12 protein-coding genes, 1 tRNA gene and 2 pseudogenes are annotated in these 18,781 nt (G+C 40.6%); 8 read left to right on the top strand and 7 right to left on the bottom strand.

Annotated features, from left to right (window positions below; all coding sequences use genetic code 11):
• Positions 1-3: 3 nt before the first annotated feature.
• The 3 genes from E3K36_11215 to E3K36_11205 all read right to left on the bottom strand — a co-directional run bounded on the left by E3K36_11215 (position 4) and on the right by E3K36_11205 (position 2,606).
• Positions 4-1,218 carry a J domain-containing protein gene (locus E3K36_11215; GenBank protein ID MCF6155794.1) on the bottom strand — a complete coding sequence of 405 codons (1,215 nt, stop codon included), beginning with the start codon at positions 1,216-1,218 and terminating at the stop codon, positions 4-6.
• Between the two features lie 241 nt (positions 1,219-1,459).
• A complete protein-coding gene (locus E3K36_11210; GenBank protein ID MCF6155793.1) occupies positions 1,460-2,032 on the bottom strand; it encodes a peptidyl-prolyl cis-trans isomerase in 573 nt (190 codons plus the stop codon).
• Between the two features lie 498 nt (positions 2,033-2,530).
• Positions 2,531-2,606 (bottom strand) — tRNA-Met (locus E3K36_11205).
• 565 nt (positions 2,607-3,171) lie between these two features.
• On the opposite strand from E3K36_11205, the gene polA reads away from it, so the two are divergent.
• The 5 genes from polA (at position 3,172) to E3K36_11180 (ending at position 10,814) form a co-directional block, all read left to right on the top strand.
• Positions 3,172-5,838, top strand: coding sequence for a DNA polymerase I (polA, locus tag E3K36_11200; protein MCF6155792.1), 2,667 nt, complete (start codon positions 3,172-3,174; stop codon positions 5,836-5,838).
• The gene (locus E3K36_11195) at positions 5,820-6,446 is read left to right on the top strand and encodes a dephospho-CoA kinase (GenBank protein MCF6155791.1); all 627 of its coding nucleotides are present in this window, start codon (positions 5,820-5,822) and stop codon (positions 6,444-6,446) included. The genes polA and E3K36_11195 overlap by 19 nt, the downstream gene beginning before the upstream one ends.
• A gap of 26 nt (positions 6,447-6,472) precedes the next feature.
• Positions 6,473-7,807, top strand: a complete 1,335-nt coding sequence (gene rho / locus E3K36_11190) for a transcription termination factor Rho (protein ID MCF6155790.1) — start codon at positions 6,473-6,475, stop codon at positions 7,805-7,807.
• A gap of 36 nt (positions 7,808-7,843) precedes the next feature.
• On the top strand, positions 7,844-9,064 hold the full coding sequence (gene glgC, locus E3K36_11185; GenBank protein ID MCF6155789.1) for a glucose-1-phosphate adenylyltransferase: 1,221 nt from the start codon (positions 7,844-7,846) through the stop codon (positions 9,062-9,064).
• Between the two features lie 400 nt (positions 9,065-9,464).
• Complete coding sequence (locus E3K36_11180; GenBank protein MCF6155788.1) at positions 9,465-10,814, top strand: MATE family efflux transporter; 1,350 nt, start codon at positions 9,465-9,467, stop codon at positions 10,812-10,814.
• An 884-nt stretch (positions 10,815-11,698) separates the two neighbouring features.
• Here the strand turns inward: E3K36_11180 and E3K36_11175 are convergent.
• Positions 11,699-12,418, bottom strand: a pseudogene (locus tag E3K36_11175) (hypothetical protein).
• 518 nt (positions 12,419-12,936) lie between these two features.
• Here E3K36_11175 and E3K36_11170 point away from each other — a divergent pair.
• Together E3K36_11170 and E3K36_11165 are read left to right on the top strand one after the other, a co-directional pair.
• Positions 12,937-13,218: a hypothetical protein gene (locus tag E3K36_11170; GenBank protein ID MCF6155787.1), complete on the top strand. Its 282-nt coding sequence runs from the start codon at positions 12,937-12,939 to the stop codon at positions 13,216-13,218.
• Positions 13,206-13,688 (top strand): DUF3047 domain-containing protein, encoded by a 483-nt coding sequence (locus E3K36_11165; GenBank protein ID MCF6155786.1) that lies wholly within the window; start codon positions 13,206-13,208, stop codon positions 13,686-13,688. Before E3K36_11170 ends, E3K36_11165 begins: the two co-directional genes overlap by 13 nt.
• Positions 13,689-13,907: 219 nt before the next feature.
• Here the strand turns inward: E3K36_11165 and E3K36_11160 are convergent, their stop codons facing one another.
• The 3 genes and pseudogenes from E3K36_11160 to tsaA form a co-directional block, all read right to left on the bottom strand.
• A complete protein-coding gene (locus E3K36_11160; protein MCF6155785.1) occupies positions 13,908-14,957 on the bottom strand; it encodes an AI-2E family transporter in 1,050 nt (349 codons plus the stop codon).
• Between the two features lie 97 nt (positions 14,958-15,054).
• Positions 15,055-16,032, bottom strand: a complete 978-nt coding sequence (locus E3K36_11155; GenBank protein ID MCF6155784.1) for a hypothetical protein — start codon at positions 16,030-16,032, stop codon at positions 15,055-15,057.
• A gap of 1,224 nt (positions 16,033-17,256) precedes the next feature.
• A pseudogene (tsaA, locus tag E3K36_11150) lies at positions 17,257-17,739 on the bottom strand (tRNA (N6-threonylcarbamoyladenosine(37)-N6)-methyltransferase TrmO).
• Between the two features lie 400 nt (positions 17,740-18,139).
• Between tsaA and E3K36_11145 the strand changes: the two are divergent.
• Positions 18,140-18,355, top strand: a complete 216-nt coding sequence (locus E3K36_11145; protein ID MCF6155783.1) for a hypothetical protein — start codon at positions 18,140-18,142, stop codon at positions 18,353-18,355.
• The last annotated feature ends 426 nt before the right edge of the window (positions 18,356-18,781 follow it).

The following is an 18,781-nucleotide window of genomic DNA, read 5'->3' as shown; positions in this document are numbered from 1 at the left end:
TCCTTAACAGAAGTTTCGAATTCCTTTCAAGAAATCATATGCCCAGTTAATCTCCTTGAAGCGTTCTTCCGCCAATTTTTTTATGCCAAGAGTGGTTTGTTCTGCATTGTCAGGGTGATAGTTAAGTACCAACTCCCTATAAGCCTTTTTAATTTGTTCATCTGATGCGGCAGGTGAAATTTCCATAATACGGTATGCTTTCTCTTCGTCCGTCTCTTTCTTATAACCATTTGCCCCTTCTTTATACCCCTCCTCCTGATATTTTATGGCCAGTTCTCTCAGTCGCTGAAGATCCCTCATAATTTCGTTTACTATATCATGAAAATCATCCCATTTTCTATTCCATAAAAGGGATTTTAGATTTTCAGAAGTTAAACCTTCATAATCATATTCCATTTCCTTTATAAGTGGCATGCTGCCAGTCCAGTTTACTTCAATAGCTACAACTGTGTATAGTTTCATTGCAGCGCGATAATGATTGTTTGCTTTTTCTAAATATATTCTGTCTTCTTCGGCTCGTTTAATATTTTCTATAATCAAATTATTCACTGCGGAAGTATCAGATAAAAGTTCGTTTTTATGAGTATTGACAAACTCCTGAATTTCTGTTTTAAAATCTATTGGAAAAGAGACTTTCAATTGATAGGCAATCGATTTGATCGAAGTTTCCAATGAGCATAACTCCTTGATTCTTTCAAGCTGAGTGTTTGTCTGACGAACCAAATGACTAGCCCGCTCCCATATTGCATCTTTGAGGGTTTCTCCAGGCTTTGCTTTGAATATTGTTACAATGAGGACAACTCCTGATATAATATATCCTATTGCCAGATTAACATCGGAAGAAAACCCCGTTAGACCATTAAAGGCACCTTTTTTATAAATTATACTCAGGATTGACCAGATAGATGTTATCCCTAAGATAATACTTAAGAACGTCGCCAATTTTGTTTTTGCATATAATTCAATTTGAGATTCTTCCAGATCCCAATTCAATTTCTGTCCGTCAAACTGAACTATCACTACCTTTGCTAAAGTTCCGTGAGAGTTCAGACGATGGATTTTGACGGCACGAAATAAATAGAGGGTCAAAAGCATTACACATATTGCTACACCACAAGCTGGTAAGGTTATCAGTGCCACTCTAAGCAACCCAAAAGCCAACAGCAAAAGAAGCAAAAAAATAATAATTATTAGGATAAAACCGATTAATCCCTTCATATGAATAAGCGATAAAAGAAGGTTTGCATTATGAAGATGTCAGCTCGAAGTGATTGGGAGAATTGCATTTCTTGTGATGACGTGTATATGTCAGATTATTTAAGTCGTTCATTATATTCCCTTTAATCATCGCAGTACATTTTACCCAATTGGCTTCATCAATTTCTTTCACATCTTGATTATCGGTTGCCTTCATACAAATTTTATTACTTCTTACAGAGATACTCCCATTTTCGCAAACTTATTCCTGCGTCATTGCCTTTTCAATGACGACAGGAGAAGTAGGAACATCCTGAAATCCTGACTTGGTTGTGGTAGGCAGGTTTTCAATCGTATCCACCACATTCATACCCTCTACAACTTTACCAAATACGCAATAGCCCCAGCCATTGGTGGTTTTCCCTTTATGGTCAAGGAAAGCATTATCCACGGTGTTGATAAAGAATTGGACAGTGGCGGAGTGGGGATCCATGGTGCGTGCCATAGCCACTGTACCGCGCCGGTTTTTGAGTCCATTGTCAGCCTCATTTGCGATCGGGGACCCTGTAGGTCTCTCCCGCATATCATCAGTTAAGCCTCCACCCTGTATCATAAACCCTTTTATCACCCGATGAAAGATGGTACCATTATAAAATCCATCCTTGACATAGCAGAGAAAATTTTCAACCGTTTTCGGAGCAGCTTTTGAATCAAGTTCCAGGATAATGGCACCTTTATTGGTTTCCAGTCGAACGCGGGGGCTTGAAGGATTCGCCCAAGCCGCTTGCGCAACACAAAACAGAGCGATGATAAGTATAGCTACGATCTTCTTCAAAGTAATCCTCCTTTTATGCTATGTTTAGCAAAATTCTTAGCGCAGCTACGCCGCAACCAAATTACCCCTCTCTTTATACCCATGCGAACGAGGGATGAAGTAAAGCGAACTTAAGTTAGTTTTAAAGGATAATATAAAAACTTACGAAAACTTGTTCTCATGAAACCGGGGAAAAGATTTTTTTACTAAGGAAAATATAAACCATACCACTAATTGTTTACCGATTATAAATGATTATATGAGAATAAATTAGTATAATCAATGCAAATTGCTTGTGAAATTTTATAGTCCGCATTTGAAAGTATCTCTAAGACCTCTGGTACGACGAGAAGGTAGCCCTGTTTAGGAGTCTTTTTCAGAACCGAATCGATGTCTATCCTCGTTTATGGGCAAGCAGAAATACTGGCAAAAAGGATGTGAGAATTTATGACCATGAGATTGGGAATATACCTATGTCATTGCATCTGCTCAGGAAAAGGCTCCGGGAGTATCAGATTTTGGTAGCGGTGGAGGGAGTTGAACCCCCGACGCGCGGCTTATGAGTCCGCTGCTCTACCAACTGAGCTACACCGCCACCCGTTTCGAGTATATTCGGAATGAACTGTTCAAGATGAAGGCTTGAGACAATTTTCGTTCTTCAAAGATTAAAAAGGATCTTCATAAAAAGACAAAGGATAACACCTCACGCAAATATTTTCAAGGAATATCTGAAATATATTACGTATTCTGAATCTCGATATAAATCGGGTGAAATCCTGTGGGTTTGGGACTAAAATATATAAGATAAAATTTATTATTTAACTTGACAATAATTTTCAATGATGTTACTATTTATGAAAATTATCCATAATAATTTTTTGGTTAATGATAGGTTTTCCAGCCTAAAGTTAGCATAGCGGTAAGCTAATCTTTCCTAAGTTTGTTCTGGTATTTTCCAACATCTTTAAATAATAGTTTCAGTATCTTTATTGCAGAGTTATAATATTTTGATTTTCTACAGTTTTAAGAACAATTATAAATAAATTTTACGGTATTTCTCCGCAACCTGTCTTGCCTAACAATTGCCTGTCTCTGTTACAGATGCTCCTGAGCAAATCACTGGTTTGATGGTACGCAAGGCTTTACATCGCTAACCGAGAATGTCAGAGCGATTCTTTATCATCGATGGTCATTCACACTGTTACCAGGCTTTTTATGCCATCACGGCAAGACTTACAACGCCCGAAGGAAAACCAGCAAATGCAGTATACGGATTCACGAGGATGCTGCAGAGGCTGATCAGGGAGCATCATCCTGAATACGTAGTTGTTGCTTTTGATACGAAATGGATTACCCACAGGCATCATAGTTACCGTGAGTATAAGGCAAACCGTAAGCCGACACCCGATGAATTACAGGTACAAATTCCACTGATTTATAAAATTGTCAGGGCACATAACATTCCCGTTTATGCAGCCAAAGGATATGAAGCAGATGATGTAATCAGTACCCTGGTAAAATTACTATCCGACAAACCTGTCGAAATTGTTATAGTAACCTCAGATAAAGACATGGAACAATTATTAAGTCCACGCGTAAAAATATTGAATACAAAGAAAGGTTTGATGATTGATCAGGACGTCCTTCTCAAAGAAAAAGGCATACGGCCAGAGCAGGTAGTAGACGTCCTTGCCCTCTCAGGAGATGCCTCAGACAATGTACCTGGGGTGCCTGGTATCGGTGACAAGACAGCGCTGGAACTTATCCAGAAATGGGGCTCGCTGCAATCCGTTCTTGCCAATATCAATAACATTACAGGAAAGAAGAGGCAAGAAAATTTAAGAGTATTTGCAGACCAGGCCAGGCTTTCTGAGAAACTCCTGAAGCTTTATAGTGACATCCCTATACCGTTTGATATGAATGCCTGCAAGTTAAATGATACCAAAAGTACAGAATTAAAAAAACTCTTCAGAAAATTAGGATTTAATACCCTTCTTACGGATATGGTCGCAACGGCGAAGAACGAAGAAACCCGATACCACCTTATAAATACACTCGAAAAATTTCATGAATTCTTTGACCAACTAAAGGAACAAAAGGTATTTGCCTTAGATTTAGAAACAACCGGCACCGAACCCCTCAAAGCAAAGATCGTAGGTATTTCTTTTTCCTGGCAGGAAAGAGAAGCGTATTACATACCTTTGATGGCACCGGAAGGAACAGAATGTTTAGATAAAGATATAGTATTATCAAAAATTCGACTCATTTTAGAAGATGAAAACGTCAAGAAAATTGGACAAAATATTAAATACGACCTCCTCGTACTGAGAAATAATACCATTCTCTTACAGGGAATTGTATTTGATACCATGATTGCTTCCTATCTCCTTAATCCAATAAAAAGAAACCATAACCTGGACGATATCGCCTTTGAATATCTATCGTATAAAACAATAACCATATCAGAGTTGATAGGATCCGGAAGAGAACAAATTACAATGGATCGGATAGATGTCGCTAAGGTCTGTCAATACGCTTGTCAGGATGCTGATATCACATTTCGTTTAGCCAGTGTCATGGAACCCCGTCTCAGAGAAGAAGAACTGTTGCTTTTACTCCATAAGGTAGAGATCCCCTTAATTTACGTTTTGGCTGAAATGGAATGGAATGGGATATGTCTGGATACCTCTGTTTTAAAGGAGATGTCCTGCAATTTGACCGGGAGATTACAGCAACTTGAAAAGGAAATCTATGCTTTAGCCGGGCATGAGTTCAATATCAGTTCACCCAGGCAGCTGAGTGAGATCCTCTTTGAAAAACTCGAATTGCCACAGTTAAGACGTACTAAGACAGGGTTATCAACAGATGCAAATGTGCTGACAACCCTTGCCTGGCAGCACACCCTGCCCAGGTTAGTACTTGAATACCGGCAGCTTACAAAATTAAAGAATACGTACGTCGATGCCTTGCCAGGTATGATAAACCCAAATACAGGTCGCGTGCATACCTCATTTAATCAGACAGTAACAGCTACGGGACGTCTCAGTAGCAGCGAACCAAATCTTCAAAATATTCCGATTCGGACAGATGCTGGAAAACAAATCCGACGTGCATTTATCCCTTCCCGGAAGGACACGGTATTTTTATCGGCAGATTATTCACAAATCGAGTTACGCATCCTTGCACATTTTTCCAAAGATGCGGCTTTGACGACAGCATTCCATCAGGACAAAGACATCCATTCGGCTGTTGCTTCTTCTATTTATGGTGTTCCCATAGAACACGTAACTCCGGAAATGAGACGAAATGCAAAGGCGGTCAATTTTGGAATAGTTTACGGACTGAGTGAATTTGGGCTTTCCAGAGATACTGGACTATCTCTGGAAGAGGCACGGGAGTTCATTAATGCCTATTTTGGTTTATATCAGGGTGTAAAAAGATTTAGAGACAATGTCATAGAAGAAGCGAGGGCATGTGGTTACGTAAAAACACTGTTAAACAGAAAACGGCCTATACCTGATCTTCATTCCACAGACAAAAAACGTAGAAACCTGTCGGAACGCATCGCAGTCAATACGATTATTCAGGGTTCTGCAGCTGATTTGATAAAGATTGCAATGAATAAGATCCACGCACGGTTGAAAAATACTGACTACGAGGCAAAGATGTTGCTTCAAATACACGATGAATTGCTCTTTGAGGTAAAGGAAAACACCTTAGAACCTACACGTTCCATGGTACAGGCGGAAATGGGTCATGCGGTTACCCTGAACGTTCCGATCAGGGTGAACATGAAGATTGGGAAAAACTGGATGGAAGCAGAGTGAGCACGAAACCAAAGATCATCGGCATAACAGGCGGCATATCAAGCGGAAAAAGTACGGTAGCCCGTATGCTTGCCTCATTGGGAGCGGAGATTATCGATGCCGACGAGATATGCCATAGGCTTTTCCTTGTAAAAGAGGTGAAAGATAAAATCATCAAAAGTTTCGGAATCACTATACAAGACAACTATGGCAAGATCGATCGTTCCCGGCTTTCGGAGATTGTGTTTCAAGACAAGACCTTTTTAGACGACCTCTGCAACATCTTACACCCCATTGTCATCGAACAGATACGATCCAGGGTCGCCGAAATAGAAAAACGGGGACGTCGGAAAGCCATGGTAATCGATGCAGCGCTATTGGAGGAATCCGATCTTTCATTGATATGTGATCTTATTATCTTTGTAAACACAGGAAAAGATCACAGAGTAAGCCGAAGCAAAATCTGCAGGCATTGGCAGGATGGTGAACTGGAAAGAAGGGAGCGTTTCCAAATGACTTTGGAAGATAAGAGAAAAAAAGCAGATTATATCGTTGACAATAATTTTACGGAAGATAACACTTTCAGACAGATAAAAGAATTCTGGCAACTTTACATAGAAAAAAATTAATTCTAAAATTCTAGGAGGAAAAATTTATGGCAGTAACAAACAGTAAAAAAGAACCTGTGGTTGTTGATCAGGAAACAAATGAAAAATACGAGGAAATCAAACGTGGCGAGATGCATATTACAGAATTGCAAAAAATGACCATTAAGGAATTGCAGGAAACCGCAAAAAGAGAAGGTATTAAAGAATATACCGGAATGAAGAAACAAGATCTGATTTTCAAAATTCTGAAAGAAAGAGTCAATCAGAATGGGCTTATGTACGGAGAAGGTGTTGTAGAGGTACTTCCTGAAGGATTTGGCTTCTTACGGTCACCGGATTACAATTACTTACCTTGTCCGGATGACATCTACATCTCTCCTTCTCAGATCCGTCGGTTTGGCATCAGGACAGGCGCTGTAGTATCCGGGCAAATCAGGCCCCCAAAGGATACGGAAAGGTATTTTGCCTTACTGCGGGTAGAGGCTATTAATTTTGAAAATCCGGAGATTATGGGCGAAAAGATTGTCTTTGATGACCTGACACCTTTACATCCCCACGAAAGACTCTTTTTAGAGAAAAGCTCAACAGAACTTGAAACAAGGATTATGGACCTTGTTACCCCTATTGGAAAAGGTCAAAGGGGTTTAATCGTAGCACCCCCGCGAACGGGTAAAACCGTGCTGTTACAAAAAATCGCCAACAGCATTACCAAGAACCATCCCGAAGTATATTTGATTATCCTTTTGATTGACGAAAGGCCCGAAGAGGTAACCGATATGGATCGATCGGTTGAAGCTGAAGTCATTGGCTCAACCTTTGACGAACCTGCAAGCAGACATATTCAGGTTGCTGAAATGGTGATTGAAAAAGCCAAGCGAATGGTAGAATACGGCAGAGACGTCGTCGTTTTACTCGATTCCATTACCAGATTGGCAAGGGCATACAACACCGAAGTTCCTCACAGCGGAAAGATCCTTTCCGGTGGTGTGGATGCCAGTGCACTCCAAAAACCGAAGAGGTTTTTTGGCGCAGCAAGAAATATTGAAGAAGGTGGCAGTCTTACGATCATTGCAACAGCATTGATTGATACCGGAAGCAGGATGGACGAAGTTATCTTTGAGGAGTTTAAAGGCACAGGCAACATGGAACTCCATCTGGACAGAAAATTAGCAGATCGCAGACTATTCCCGGCCATTGACATTACTCATTCCGGTACACGGAAAGAAGAGTTAATTGTAAATGCAGAAGAGATTAAACGCATGTGGATGCTTCGAAAGGTACTCAATGAAATGAATCCCATAGAAGCCATGGAATTACTTAAAAACAGGCTGGCAAAGACAAAGACCAATGCCGAATTCCTTATGACAATGAACATCACATAATTATTTTTCATTATGTCCAATCTTTTTATTCATGAAATGTCCAGAAAAGTACTTGTGATGTTACTGGCTGGCGGGCAGGGTGAACGACTCTATCCTCTGACGAGAGACAGAGCAAAACCTGCGGTTCCTTTCGGTGGTATTTATCGTATTATTGATTTTCCCTTAAGTAACTGTCTTAACTCTGGTTTGAAGAAGATTTGCGTATTGACACAGTACAAATCCTATTCCCTGGATAGACATCTAAGAATTGGGTGGAATATAAATAATTATGAATTAGAAGAGTTTATAGAAGGTATACCACCACAAAAGAGAACAAGTGATTTGTGGTATCAGGGAACAGCTGATGCCGTATATCAAAATATCTATGTGTTGGAAAGAGAACGACCAGAAAAGGTTTTGATCTTAGCAGGTGACCATATTTATAAAATGGATTACCGTGAATTGATAGAATTTCACGAATCGAAGAAAGCAGACGTCACGGTGCCCTGTATTGAAGTGCCATTAAACGAGGCGAATCGTTTTGGGATCGTAAGTATAAATAACGATCAAAAAATTGTGGACTTTGTGGAAAAACCAGCACATCCACAATCAATGCCCTCAAATCCAAACATAGCGCTGGTGTCTATGGGAATTTATCTGTTCAATACGGAAGTATTGGTAAAACGGGTAATTGAAGATGCCAAAAAAGATACCATCCATGATTTCGGGAAGAACATTATTCCGACGATGATTCATGAAGGCCGTTTGTTTGCATATATATTTAATGATAAAAACAATAAGGCCGTTAAGTATTGGAGAGACATAGGGACGCTTGATGCATACTGGGATGCGAATATGGACCTTATCCAGATAGAACCTATCTTTAATCTGTACGACAAGTCCTGGCCAATTCGTACGTATCATAAACAGTTTCCACCTGCAAAGACCGTGTTTTCAGAATTATTTCCTGGTGGAAGATGCGGTACGGTCATGAATTCTCTGGTTTCCAATGGTTGTATTATTAGTGGCGCCCATGTGGAGAGATCAGTTATTTCACCAAATGTGAGGATTGAAAATCATTCCGAAATCTACGATTCAATTATCATGGAGGGAGTGAGGATCGGTAAAAACGTCAAAATTCGAAATACCATCATTGATAAATTTGTAATAGTCCCGGATGGAAAACAAATCGGATATAATCCGGAAGAAGATGCCGGGCAGTTTACAATTACTGAAAAAGGCATTATCGTGGTTCCCAAGATGTTACCTATGTTCTAAATATGGTCAAAAGATCAGACTCAATCATGCAATACCTTGGAAAAACTGAGCATTTCGGAAAACGAAACTTTGCCTGCTGTACGTTCACAGATTAAAGCCTGTGGTTACACTTCCTTCACACAATTACCGGAAGTATCCCTTTGGTTAACTCATTCACACCTGATTATTTCAAGAATATTGCAATAATGTTGTTTTCTGGGCTTATCTTTCTATTTTGACCCGCCATTTTGCATTTTGATTTTTTATTTTTATATTTATAATACCGTAACGCAGCGAAGGTGTAACCCCTCTCTTTTCCCCCTTCGCAAGGGGAGAATCTAAGAGGGGTAAAATTTGCAAAAAGTTTTACAATGTTTGCTACAGCGTTACGCTTGCAAAGGAACCAATAATTTCAATTTCCATGCATCCGCTCGACCTCACAGAAAAAAATCTTAATAAAAACATTTTCAAACTGTGCATCCCGGTAGCTATTGAAAATATCCTGCATATGAGCGTCTTTGTCTCGGATACGATCATGGTGGGACGCCTGGGAACAAATGCCATTGCTGCTGTAGGTCTGGCAGGCACTCTCTTTTTTATTATCTCCATGGTCTTCTCCTCTCTCAATGTTGGTTCGGCCAGTATTGTTGCAAGGCATGTCGGTGCAAATGAAAAGGATCGAGCTCAGATAGTTGGAGCACAGGCAATCCTCATGTCACTCATAATGGGGCTGGTGGTTACACCTTTTTTGATATTTTTTGCAAATAAAATTTTACTCCTGATGAGTGCAGAACCCCATGTCGCAGATCTCGGTACGGATTATCTCCAGATTGTTGGGGGGTTCCTGGTATTTCGCCTCGTTATCCTTGCATGCAGCGGTGTCCTGCGTGGAGCAGGTGATACGAGGACACCGATGAAGGTAACACTCACTATCAATTGCATCAATATCCTGTTTAACTGGTTATTAATCTTTGGCATAGGACCTTTTCCCAAATTGGGTGTTTCCGGAGTGGCGTGGGCCACAGCTCTTGCGTATACTATCGGAACATGCTTACTAATAACAAAACTCTTTGCAGGGAAGTGTATCTTACAGATCCGTATACATCATTTAGTTCGGATACATATCGAATCCTTACAAAGGATATTCCGTATCTCCATCCCTGCAGCCATTGATGCCTTCTTAACACAGATGGGGTTCTTGTTCTTCACCAAAATTGTAACGATTCTCGGAACCGTACCACTAGCTGCGCATCAAATTGCCGTTCGGATTGAATCGATCTCTTTCATGCCGGGGTTTGCACTGGCGGTATCAACAGCTACTTTGGTAGGACAAAGTCTCGGTGCAAGGAATGTTGACCTGGCACTCCTCAGCATGAAACGCAGTTGCTATTTTGCCCTTGGCTTAATGGGTTTCTTTGCCGTAATCTTCCTGGTATTTCCCAGCCAAATGGCCATGATTTTCAAGCCAGAGTCCAGCGTACTTTCTCTTTCTGCAGCTTGCGTAATGGTCGCAGCCATTGAGCAACCAGCTTTAGCCGTATATATGGTTTATGCCGGTGGTCTCCGTGGTGCCGGCGATACTATAAGTCCTATGATTGTTACCATCGCAGGCACTTTGTGTCTCCACGTCCCCCTGGCCTATCTCTTTGGCATTACGCTCAAATGGGGACTGGCAGGGATATGGTTTGGTGCGGCAGTTGACTGGATTATCCGTGCCATTGCCATCTATATCATGTATAAAAAAGGGAGATGGAAGCGTGTTACTGTATAGTAGCACCAATATTTTCATTCGTTCGTGCATTATCGGGTTATTCTGCGCGACGATAATTCGTAGTCGGTTAAGAGGTCGTAGAACAGGTCTGGTTTTTTTTCTTTTAGCTCAATCATATAATCCAGAAATTTCTGGGTACCGTCCCCTAAAACCTTTCTTACTTTTTCCATTAAAAAAGGATGTTCCTGTGCTTCATAAATGAAAGGCTTATCAGGGTTCGCCTGCTTAAACAATTTAACATCCTGAATGAAATGTAAGGTATAAATCATGTCCTGAAAAAGGGTATCCATGCCATACGTGCTCGCCCGGTCCATGAAGTCATGAAATACATGATAGGCTGAAACATACTCCCCAATCACCAATTCCATTGCATCCAACGAAAAATATTCCAGGTGATCCGCATCGCTACGCATTTGCCTTAATTCTTCTAAACTTGCATTTTTGATTTTTGACATGGTAATTACCGGGAATTTTAATGAACTGAAATTGGTGATAAAAAGGTTACGCATCTCTGATCGATACAGGTAACTCTTTATGTACATCAATTGATTAAATTTTTCTGCCTTCTCTTTTCTTTCTAAAAGCCTTTCTATCAATAACGCGCCCAGTAATATTTCAAGGGGTATTGCAGCCACGTGCAACATAAATTCGACATGTGTCGCATAAAAAATGTATAAAAAGAATGACGAAGCGGTTATCAAAGAAATGTAGAGCCAGGCTTTTTTGGTAAATTTCGCCAGAGACAACGTAAATTTCAACGAAATACCCTCCAGGCGCCTGGATTGATTAACAGCGGTTTTCTTGTATACACTCAACAAACTTGTTTGTGTGGCAATGATCGACCTGAGTCTCTCGGTTTCGTCAAGCACGTTCTTCTCGTTTACGTAGATTTTTTTTGATACAAAGGGCAATACGGCCATCCTTGTATTCAGGGCGAGATATTTGAACATCTCTGCCGTATTCCGCGGAACCCTCGTTTTCGAAAATAGAACTACCGTAAATAAATTCCCCGTAGGCAACATACTTCCAAACCCCAATGCCGATTTAATTCCAAAAGGGATCACAAATTCATCCTGAGCTGGAATATGGGGACTTCCCAGGGCATCGGGCACGTGAAACACATTAAAAATCTTACTTTCCAGCTCAGTCTCAAGAGTAGGACGAGGATGCAGCACCTTGTCGATATCTATGCCTAACTGATAAACCAATTGGGCGATCATCGGATGTTGATCCACCGTTTGCTTATCTACCAGGGTAATAACCCGGTGTCCTTTGGAAAGCTTTCTTGAATTCCAGTCTGGTTGCACTCCCACCGTTGCCAGGAGTACCAGGCAACTTGTGGTCTTCTCCAAAGATTGTCCTCCTTGCATCTTGCTGGCTATCTGACGCAATTCTTCGTCAAGACTTTCGTATGGATATGTCATAAAAAAGCGTACCAGTGCAGAGGACTTTTCACCTGTCCGCCTGTCAATAAGGTGGTCGTAAAAATAATGAACCACCGAATCAGCCAGTTCCTCTACACCTTTTGCTTTATACCCAAGGTGCTCCAGTGCATCTCCGCATTGGGTCATGTCCTGGATGGTAAAATTTGTCAGATCGTACATGGCTCCATTTCCCGGTAATATTCACAAATGTATAATATTTAACAAGGGGCAAGGCATAATGAATGCCGAAGGGTAGATGATGGTAAGGTTCACAGTTCAGTGTCAAAACCTTTTTTATTAAGAAAACCTCATAATTCGAAATTTCTTGTTCGATATTCGTTATTCAATACACGTTAAATTAATTCTTCATTCTAAGTTAGCACTTATGGTACCATATCCATTTATATTCCCTGCGATTTATTACTAAAATATTGTATGCTAAACAAAGTGTATCAACAAACAAAAAATGAAATGATGGGTTGCTCCGCTTAACCCATCCTACAGATGCTGATCCTCTTTCTATCTATTTACTTTCATTCGAACGTTGATGATAGGAAAAATCTTCGATTTTTTTACTCCAAAGAGATTTTTTTGCTTGACCAGAACCTTCTAACAGGTGATAAATATATAAAAGGCTTCTTCAAAAGTTAACAGAAAGTTGTGGAATATTTGTTAACAATAAACAGGAGGGAGCACAGATGAGTTATTTTGTAGGAATAGATTTATATTCAGACTTAATTAATTATACTAAGATTTTCGTGAGAAGCGTAATTATCATGACAATATTCTTTTTCTGCTCTTGTGCCGCTGCTTCTGAAATGCCAGCGCAAGATTCTTTTCCAGTAACAACTTTCACCGAAAAAGAGCTGACTAAGGGTGAGCCAATAGGTTGGAAAACCCATAAGGGTATTTGCAGAGAGATTAAGAACAGGATTATGCCCAGGATAGTGGAAATGGAAGGTAAAAAATGCTTTATGTAAATGCCAACGATAATGGCACGATCCTCTTTAAGTCAGTACGCCTGAACCCGAAGGAATATCCCTTTTTGAACTGGAACTGGAAGATATCCAACATCCTGCCGGAAAGCAGAGAAAAAGAGGTTGGCGGTGATGATTACCCTGCTGCCGTATGTATAGTTTACTGCAAGTCATTTTTTCATCTGCTATTTGGTAAATACAAGGTCTTAGTTTACGCATATGGAAATAATGTACAAGTAGGAGAGCGTTACAAAAGTCCCTGTGAGGATAGGGCAAGGTTTAGAGTAGTCCAGAGCGGAGAAAAAGATGCAGGAAAGTGGCTGAGTTACAAGGTAAACCACTCCGAAGACTATGTCAGGGAGTTTGGAGAAGAACCACCTAAAATTTTTTATGTCGGATTTCAGACCAACGCAGACCGAACTCACGGAAAGGTTGAGGCTTGGTACTCAGAGATCACCCTGAATAGACACTAAAGTCGAGAATATAAATCATTACTTTTATATATAATTATATAGCAAAACAGCTTCACAAATGAACTTTCTTTTTATAGATGAAAATCAATTGAACTGTGCTGCAGGTAATAGCCTGTCTGCACGAGTGCCTTGTTAAGCACTTGTCTTTTCCATTTGTAAAAAAGAAACTTCTGACATGCCTGCTTTTTACAAAAAATAGGTAATTATTTTTTATTAAAACTACCAACTCTTTTCACGGTAGATCGCAATCAGCGCGAAGAAAAGCGAGAGCAGGACCGGCGCCAAGAAAATTCCCATCAGCCCGAAAAGTGTGATCCCTCCTAAAATTCCAAAAAAGAGCAGGAAGTAGGGAAGGTGTGTCTTTTTTCCGATCAGTGCCGGTTTGATGAAGTTATCAATCAGGCCGATGACAAAAAATCCGAGGACGGCTAGAAGACCTGCTCTCATGTATTGATGCGTGACAGCCAGATAAATCACTAGCGGCAGCCAAACGGCGGTAGTGCCGACCATGGGAATCATCGAGGTAATAAAGGTGAGCGTCGCAAAAAATAACGGGAGCGGCAGGCCGATCGCCCAGTAAATAATGCCTGCCACCGTGGCTTGCGCGAGGCTGGTCAAGAGCTGGCCGCGGATGACCGCCGAGAAGGTCTCGCTGATTCTTTGAAAAACGAGGCATTTGTGTTTTTCTTCCAGAGGCGCAATTTCATAAATGAAACTGTAAATAGCATTGCCATTCTTTAGAAAAACAAAAACCAGAAAGAACATCATCAGGGCATTCAAAATCACAAAAAACACATTCTTTGTAATTGTTCCTGCCTGCGCGGCGGTGTAGTTGCCAACGGCCCGCGCTGAAGAGAGCATCCACTCATTCAAATTTTGCTTGAGCGGTTCCCATTGAATCAGGCGATCTTCGATATTTTGCACCACATGAAAGGAACGTACGTGATCAATGAAGGATTCCAAACGTCCTTCGCGGACATAATCTGTCGCGAGCTGATAAAGGTCAATGGCTTGAGCGGACAAATTGACAACTAAATAAATAACCGGGGGAATCACGAGAAGGAAAATCAAGGCAGTCATCAAAAGCGCGGACACAGTCTCGTTTTTCAAAAGCCTGTTCAACTGCGCGTAGACGGGATAAAAAGCAAAAGCCAGAATGGCAGACCAGAAAATAGCCTTGAAAAAGGGCGAAAAAATATAAATCACCATGCCGACTACTGAAACCAATAGGGCTATAAAGAAATAAGAGATAAATTTATCGCGAGTCATTTGTATCCTTAAAAAAGGGGAGAATTAATACAAAACAAATTCTACATTCATATTCTTAAAAAGCTATAGAGCTTCCGCATAAACTATGTACTTGGGGTCACATCTTAAATAATAAATCATTCTTGATCTGCATTGTTTTTTTATGCAATTTTTTATGCTGCGTCAATTCGGCATTCATTTGCTTATATTTCATGGTAATTGCTGCACCTGTTATCCCACCGAAAAATTCGCCAAGCTCCTTGCATGACATTCCACTCAGGTCTCTGGCAAGATACATCGCAATCGCCCTCACTTTGTTGTCCTTACCGCCTTTCCTCTGTATCTGTTCTTCACTACAGCCAAATTCATCACATACACGTCGAAGAATGGCTCCAAGGGATATCCTTGGCTTTAATTTCCTGAGTTGGGGAATTTCTCTCTCGGTATTCCTTGTTGAAAGAAATGTACCCTTTACCCAGTTCACAAAATCTGTCCCACCCAGGATTACCTCTCCAACCAAGTTCTTGCTTGGATTTTCAATAGGTTCTATCATACTTTTCTCAACATAACTCCTATGGCTTACGACAGCTTCCTTTTTCTCTTTCCCAAAATAGGACAATACTGTTTCTGTATTCAGCCAATCAGGTTTTCGCCTTTTTCCTGCAAACGCAGGGTAACTGCTCCACGGATACTCCATGGGATGTTTTACCATTTTTGCACGAACGGGATTAAGGTGAATGTAGCGAGACAGGAGGACAAGATACTCGTTTGCATCGATGAGAATGGCCTTAAATCTGCCCTGGAAGAGATGTCCTCTTCTGCGATGTCTTCTATTGAAATACACTGAATAGCAGACATTAAGCCACTGAATTGCTCTGCTTAAATTGGCCTGTGGGGTTTCAACCAATACATGGTAGTGGTTGGACATGAGACAATAGGTGTGGATTTTTGTAGTGAATCGTTCTACACATTTTACAAGATATTCCAGGAATTTATCTCTGTCACGTCCGTCGGTAAAGAGAATTTCTTCAGCATTTCCCCGACTAATGACATGATAAAATGCGCCAGGATACTCTATACGTAAAGGTCTTGCCATGATATGTTCTCTCTTGACGATGCACCGTTAAAAAACAGGCAAAGACTATTATACTGATGCGAGAGAAAATATCAATATTGTAGAGTAAAATACTGGCGTAGTGGCTACAGGCTGAGGTTTGTATTCCCGGTTTCTCTCCGTTTCCTTTGAGAGTGTCACACCATCTCAACCATACCCTATTTCCAGCATCTTCTCGTCAAACCGTACGTGAGGTTTGGGTGACCCTTCGCTCCTACTCTTTTATCTTTCCTACACCTACATCGATGTAATTTTCTTGATATTCTCTTTTAAACAATTGCCATTGCCCCATCCTTTGTGCAACGGCAGGAGTCGACATGACGCACGCCCAATTTTTGAAATTCCTGAGGGCACTCGAACCTCAACTACCTTTGCTCCATGATCCTTCACACCATCTTTAAAGCCCTCCGGAAAGGATATCGGAAGATAAACGGAGCCCTATGAGACAGAGCACATCAGGTAACTCTGTCACCAACCAGTCAGGAACGATTCCTGACCTGGCCCTGATAGAGTTGACGTTAAAACTTGCATTTTCATGGTTTGAAATTTCATGCCTCAATTGACTGGCTTTGCTTCTATACAGAGAAATCCTGCATCCTTGACATATCCTTCAACTGGTTCCTCAACTCTGCGCGGTGCATCAGGCCTTTGCAGCAGGGTGCTCCTGATCCTGGATATTTTCAGCCCTGCTATTTGCAGCATATTTTCTACATCCTTCAATGTGTAAAACCTTGCGTTGCTGTAAAAGGGATGGCCGGCCTTCTTCTTTTCCTCGTAAAATATACCCCACGGAGAATCCTTCGGGACAATGTCCAGGAGAATGCTTCCATTTTTGTTCAATACCCTTCCCGCCTCTTTTAATACATCGAGGGGGTTTTCGACAAAACACAGGGTCATGATAATAAGGATGCAGTCGAATGTTTTATCTTTAAAGGGAAGATGCTCTCCATCACCATGCACAATTTTCACCCCTCTTTTTCCAGCCATTTTGAGTGCATTAAGAGACGGGTCAATTCCAATAACATCGGGGAAATGCATGGCAAATCTTCCCGTGCCAACACCGATCTCAAGGATGGGTTTCGGAGAGCTTTCAACCACCGGTCTGATGCATGTAATCTCGCTCTCATAAAGCAGGCGACCTTCTTCTGAGTCGTACCATGCATCATATTTATCTGTGAAAAGGTCAAAAACGTTATTTCTGTTATAAAACCTGCCATCACCTCTTGTTTCTGAAAGTTTTTCGGTCTTACCGGAAAGCCAACCAATCTTACCGGCATTACGTGAATCAAATTCAGGTACATAGGGCTTGATGTCGAGGAGAGGTGTTCCATTCAGGATATCTACATCCCGGATGAATAGTTTCTCTCCTTCGACCCTGACGAGACGCACGATCGACATACCAATGGCATTCGGACGTGCCGGAGCACGCGTAGCAAATACTCCGCGTAACTGCTCATCGAGATAAGGCTTCACCTTCAGGGAAAATCCTTTTTTAGATAAATGAAAATGATAGAGCAGGATAATATGCGAAAACCCTTCCAGGTCTGTGAGCCCTTCAGTATATTCAGGAAATATCTCAATAGTTCCCTCACTATCCGTAGCACCGGCGGACTGTATTGGAGCACCATGTGGTTCTTTAAAGGGAGAATGAATAATGCCTATGGGTCTATAGATAATTGCTGGTCTCATTTTTCAGTCAGTTATTCAAGAAGATGTTTTATAATCCACACGTTATCTCCTTAACTTGGTACTCTTATTAACCCATTTTTCGATAAATCTGCAATATAAATCTGCAAAAATGGCGATTCGTTTTGTTTATCAATAATAATATTGATACGATATATTGAACATCAAGGTTACGAAACGGTTACCTGGAATATATCGTTGCATTATTGTAAATATTTTGATAATTATAAGATATGAAACAAACGCCAAAAACATACATTTGATTCTATCTTTTTTAATTATGAAATTTGGCGCATGGAGAGGATTAAATAATGGGCCAGAAAATATTGTACACGCCTTATGAAGTAAATGAACTTGTTTCGAAAGAACCTGTTGTCCTTATAGATATCAGGGATACCGAACCATTCAAAAAGAGGAAATACAAAAGCTTTGCACAAAAAAGGATATTTTTGCTGACGACAATATTATCATTTATTGCTTTAAAGGGTCCAGGGCTTCAAACACCCACATCGCTTTGAAGGAACCCGGTTTTAAAAATCTGAGAGTTTATTTCGGTTCATGGAATGAATGGTCAAGACACCCTGAGTTGCCAATTGAAGAAGGCCCCCCAAAGGAATAATAAATATTTATCACATACTCGACATACTGTATTTTGATAATTAAAACCTGGAAACGACAATGCTTTCTCAATGCGATAGTGATTGATCAAGAGTTATTTCAGCAGACGATGCAAGCGTGAACACAAAATATTTCAATCCAGTTAAGCACAGATTGGTAAAAACACCCAGGAACTTGCCATATTCCAGCTTTCATCGTCATGCAAAACAAGGTACTTATGATAGCGAGTGGGGGCAAGTACTGAAATAAAATTTGATGAAAATGTGGGACATGAATAATCGCAGTTGTTGGGTTTCGCTTTCAGACTGGGTCAAATGAAAAAATTTGTCTATATACAGTATTTATTGATGAAACGAGGCTCAAATACGGTATAATTTCCTACGAATCAAATATCTTCAATAGAACCAAAATAGAACCAAGGAGGTAT

This window comes from Candidatus Brocadia sp. (assembly GCA_021646415.1).
GTDB lineage: Bacteria > Planctomycetota > Brocadiia > Brocadiales > Brocadiaceae > Brocadia.
The sequence above is the reverse complement of the archived record's forward strand: the minus strand, read 5'-3'. Positions and strand labels throughout refer to the sequence as shown.